This window comes from Sphaerospermopsis kisseleviana CS-549, from assembly GCF_028329225.1.
Lineage (GTDB): Bacteria > Cyanobacteriota > Cyanobacteriia > Cyanobacteriales > Nostocaceae > Sphaerospermopsis > Sphaerospermopsis kisseleviana.
The window spans coordinates 1-3,616 of sequence record NZ_JAQMTI010000290.1; the positions used below are offsets into that span (position 1 = coordinate 1).

The window sequence follows — 3,616 nt, forward strand, 5'->3', positions numbered from 1 at the left end:
AAATCATCTTCTCTTGGTAACAAAAAGACCATTGTGCTGATAAAATCTTCCTTGTCTACTTTCCCTCCTTGTCTTCCAGGTCCTGCCTCAACAGATAATATTAAAAACCTACCCCTGTGAGAGGCAGGGGAGGCAGGGGAAGATGAATAAACCAATGCCCAATGCCCAATGCCCAATGCCCAATGCCCAATGCCCCATGCCCAATGCCCCATGACTAATGGCCAAAAAACTTTTTCTTGGGATGAAAAGGAATATTGAGAGAGTTATGAAAATCTTCTTGAACTTTATGAGTTAAACGACGAGAGACTTGACGGACAATTTGATGCAGTAGGCGATCGCCTGTAGACTGAATCAAAGCATGGGGTAAACGCTGAATAAATCTGGGAAAATGCAGATCAACAATCAACTCTAACTGCCATTCTACCCTAGTCATCCCCGGCAAACTTGCTACTAATTCCAAAGACGCATTATAGTCTACATCATAACCAGGGGCTTGGTAGTTAGGGATAGGAATTGTACGGATGTGGTATTTACGTTCCTGTGGTGCTAACAATTCCAAACCTATTTTTGGTTCTACCTCATAACCAAAAGCACCAAAGCGCCCAATGACCAAAGCATAACCATTTTTACCCAAAGGTTCAACCCTCATAGGTTCAGCGCAACGCACAAACCATGAAGAATGGGAATTGAGATATTCAGCAACCTGTTCTTGAGAAGCATACATTTCCATGCAGTCTTGATGACGGCTATGGAATTTACTAGGACCTGCATGAGTGTCTTTGGCTGGTGTTTCATCTGAGGTTACGCTTAAACCCACTGGTAAAACTGATTCAGTTATTTCCAAGGTTTGAAATTCCCAGTTGTTTGCTACCATAAATGCGTTTTCTGTATACTTAAAAAGTTTGTCTATACCAATGATTCCCAATCAGGGAGAGTTTGTTCACACAAAAATACAAATTTCATCAAAACATCAAAAAGTCTGTTATCACCTCCATAGAATCACTACAATTAAGAACGAAAACAGCACATATTAGTTTCTCAGGATAGCGTAAATCATGAAAGCATTTGTAGCAGGTGCAACAGGTGAAACCGGTCGCCGCATTGTACAAGAGTTAGTAGCCAGAAATATTCCCGTTCGTGCTTTGGTACGGGATCACCAAAAAGCTAAAGCTATCCTATCTCCTGAAGTTGAGTTAGTTGTGGGGGATGTGTTATCACCAGAAACCCTAACTGCTGCCATAGGTGATAGTACGGTAGTCCTGTGCGCTACTGGTGCAAGACCCAGTTTTGATCCTACAGGACCCTATCAAGTAGATTTTCAAGGTACGAAAAACTTAGTTGATGTAGCAAAAGCCAAGCAAATTGAGCATTTTATCCTGGTTTCTTCTTTGTGTGTTTCCCAGTTTTTTCATCCGCTAAACTTGTTTTGGTTAATTTTAGCCTGGAAAAAACAAGCTGAGGAATACATACAGAAAAGTGGACTCACTTATACAATTGTCAGACCTGGAGGGCTGAAAAACGAAGATAACACCGATGGGATAGTTATGCAAGGCGCTGATACTTTATTTGATGGTAGCATCCCCCGGCAAAAAGTGGCTCAGGTTTGTGTCGAGTCTTTGTTTGAAAATGCTGCACGTAATAAAATTGTCGAGATTGTCGCTAAACCTGAAGTTACCCCTAAAAGCTTCCAGGAATTATTTCAAGGAGTTGTGAATAGGTAATTAGTAATGGGTAGAACATAATAATTGAATCGAATTATAACCCATGCCCAATGCCCCATGCCCCATGCCCAATGCAAATGACTATTAAATTCAAAGGTGTAGAAAAATTAATTGGTCCGATTGCATCACTTCTGGCTTTTGTGTATCTTTTTCAATGGTACATTTTTGGCGATTTGCAATCAAAAATAGATCCCATATTTGAGCGAAAAAATCCGCCTTTGGTGATGAAAGACGGAGATCCTTACATCCGTGCTTTGATGCGGACGATTTCTTTTAGTGAGTCTAACACTCCACGTCCTTATTCTGTGTTATATGGTGGTAAACAGGTGAATGATTTGAGTCGTCATCCACAGATATGTGTAACCATTGTCAATGGTCCAAATAAAGGAAATTGTTCTACTGCTGCGGGTAGATATCAAATTATTAATACTACTTGGTATGACATTGCACCCCGTTATCATCCTCATCCCCCAGGGTTGAGATTTTGGCATAGTTATAGTTTTGACGCTGAATATCAAGATGTAGTAGTTTATCGTTGGTTGAATGATTCTAAAGTTTGGGGAATTGATATTTCTCAACAGTTACGTAATGGCAAATTAAATGATGTTTTACGGCGACTTTCTCCCACGTGGACAAGTTTAGGATATGGGATAGAAACTAATTCTAATACTCGTTTTTTGCCTCAAGTTTATCAAAAGGTTTTACAAGAAGAATTAGCACTGGCTAATAAACCAACAGTGAATAATCCTCAAGCATTACCAGCGCCACCATCATCAAATTCTTTGCCAGATTCACAACAAATTAGATGATGTTAGATTTTAAAATTGTTTTAAATTGTATTAAAATTGTATTAAAATTGTAGTTTAGTTTTCTAACAAAAATTTTCCCAGATGATCCACAAAATCCCGTGTATTTTCTAAGTGAATATTATGTCCAGCTTTGGGAATGACTTGCAGTTGAGTTACTAATGAATTTCTGTAATACATTGCTGTATTAATATGGACAAATTTTTCATCATATTCACCTACTAATAAAAGTAAAGGAATTTGATTTGCTTCTAGTTTGTCCCACAAAGAAGGTTGGTATCCATTACCCATAAATTGCAAAGATTTGGCAAGTGCTAAAGGATTATTTTCTAACCTACTTTCTATCATCTTTTGATATACTGGATGATTTTTGATATTACCAAAAATTGGCTGATTATACCAATTGTGTAAAAAAACCTGAAATTCCGATTTATCAATCATCCTAATTAATTTTCGGGTAATTTGATAATCACCTTTAATCCTGGATAATCTTTCTGCATCTGTTGGTAAACCAGGAGAAGCAGATTCTAATACAACTTTGATAAATCTTTCTGGAAAATGTAAAGTGAGATATAATCCTAATCTTCCTCCCATTGAATAACCAACTAAAAAACATTGTGCTATTTTTAATTCATCTAATAAGTTGATGATAGCTTGGGCGGTATTTTCTATTTTATAACATTCATCACCGCATAAAACTTTTGTTTTACCATGTCCTGGCAAATCCAGGGTAAGATAAGAAAAATCATCACCTAATAGTTGAATCGCTTCATCAAATTCATAAATATTTCCCATAAACCCGTGCAAAAACAGAATTACTGGTTTAAGAGAGTTTTTATTAAAGGAATAGTGAAAATGATAGTTTTTATTCAATGGGGTTATTTGTGGAGTTTGCATTGATTTTAAGTATGTCATTTCCCAGAAAGTTTACCATGATGACAAACCTATTTAGGGGTTGCTGAGAAAGTCTTTCCGTGAGGGCATAGGAGTCAGGAGTCAGGAGTCAGGAGTCAGGAGTCAGGAGGAGATTTGAAAATTTCTTTGCCATCTCTTGAAATCCCAAAAAATGCACACTTTTTCCGGTATACC

4 protein-coding genes are annotated in these 3,616 nt (G+C 37.6%); 2 read left to right on the plus strand and 2 right to left on the minus strand.

What is annotated here, in order from left to right; translation table 11 throughout:
* Positions 1 to 214 precede the first annotated feature (214 nt).
* Positions 215 to 874, minus strand: coding sequence for a DUF1997 domain-containing protein (locus tag PN497_RS22830; RefSeq protein ID WP_272110897.1), 660 nt, complete (start codon positions 872 to 874; stop codon positions 215 to 217).
* Between the two features lie 181 nt (positions 875 to 1,055).
* Here PN497_RS22830 and PN497_RS22835 point away from each other — a divergent pair, with 181 nt between their 5' ends.
* Together PN497_RS22835 and PN497_RS22840 are read left to right on the plus strand one after the other, a co-directional pair.
* The gene (locus PN497_RS22835; protein ID WP_096567045.1) at positions 1,056 to 1,721 is read left to right on the plus strand and encodes an SDR family oxidoreductase; all 666 of its coding nucleotides are present in this window, start codon (positions 1,056 to 1,058) and stop codon (positions 1,719 to 1,721) included.
* A 77-nt stretch (positions 1,722 to 1,798) separates the two neighbouring features.
* Entirely contained in the window at positions 1,799 to 2,530 is a 732-nt protein-coding gene (locus tag PN497_RS22840) for a glycoside hydrolase family 24 protein (protein ID WP_096572629.1), read from the plus strand.
* 54 nt (positions 2,531 to 2,584) lie between these two features.
* Here the strand turns inward: PN497_RS22840 and menH are convergent, their stop codons facing one another.
* The gene (gene menH / locus PN497_RS22845; RefSeq protein WP_242027475.1) at positions 2,585 to 3,442 is read right to left on the minus strand and encodes a 2-succinyl-6-hydroxy-2,4-cyclohexadiene-1-carboxylate synthase; all 858 of its coding nucleotides are present in this window, start codon (positions 3,440 to 3,442) and stop codon (positions 2,585 to 2,587) included.
* Positions 3,443 to 3,616: the final 174 nt, after the last annotated feature.

Excerpts from the sequence above, each read along its gene's own strand:
- PN497_RS22830 (WP_272110897.1), bottom strand. The coding sequence starts at position 874 with ATGGTAGCAAACAACTGGGAATTTCAAACCTTGGAAATAACTGAATCA.
- PN497_RS22835 (WP_096567045.1), top strand. The coding sequence starts at position 1,056 with ATGAAAGCATTTGTAGCAGGTGCAACAGGTGAAACCGGTCGCCGCATT.
- PN497_RS22840 (WP_096572629.1), top strand. The coding sequence starts at position 1,799 with ATGACTATTAAATTCAAAGGTGTAGAAAAATTAATTGGTCCGATTGCA.
- menH (WP_242027475.1), bottom strand. The coding sequence starts at position 3,442 with ATGACATACTTAAAATCAATGCAAACTCCACAAATAACCCCATTGAAT.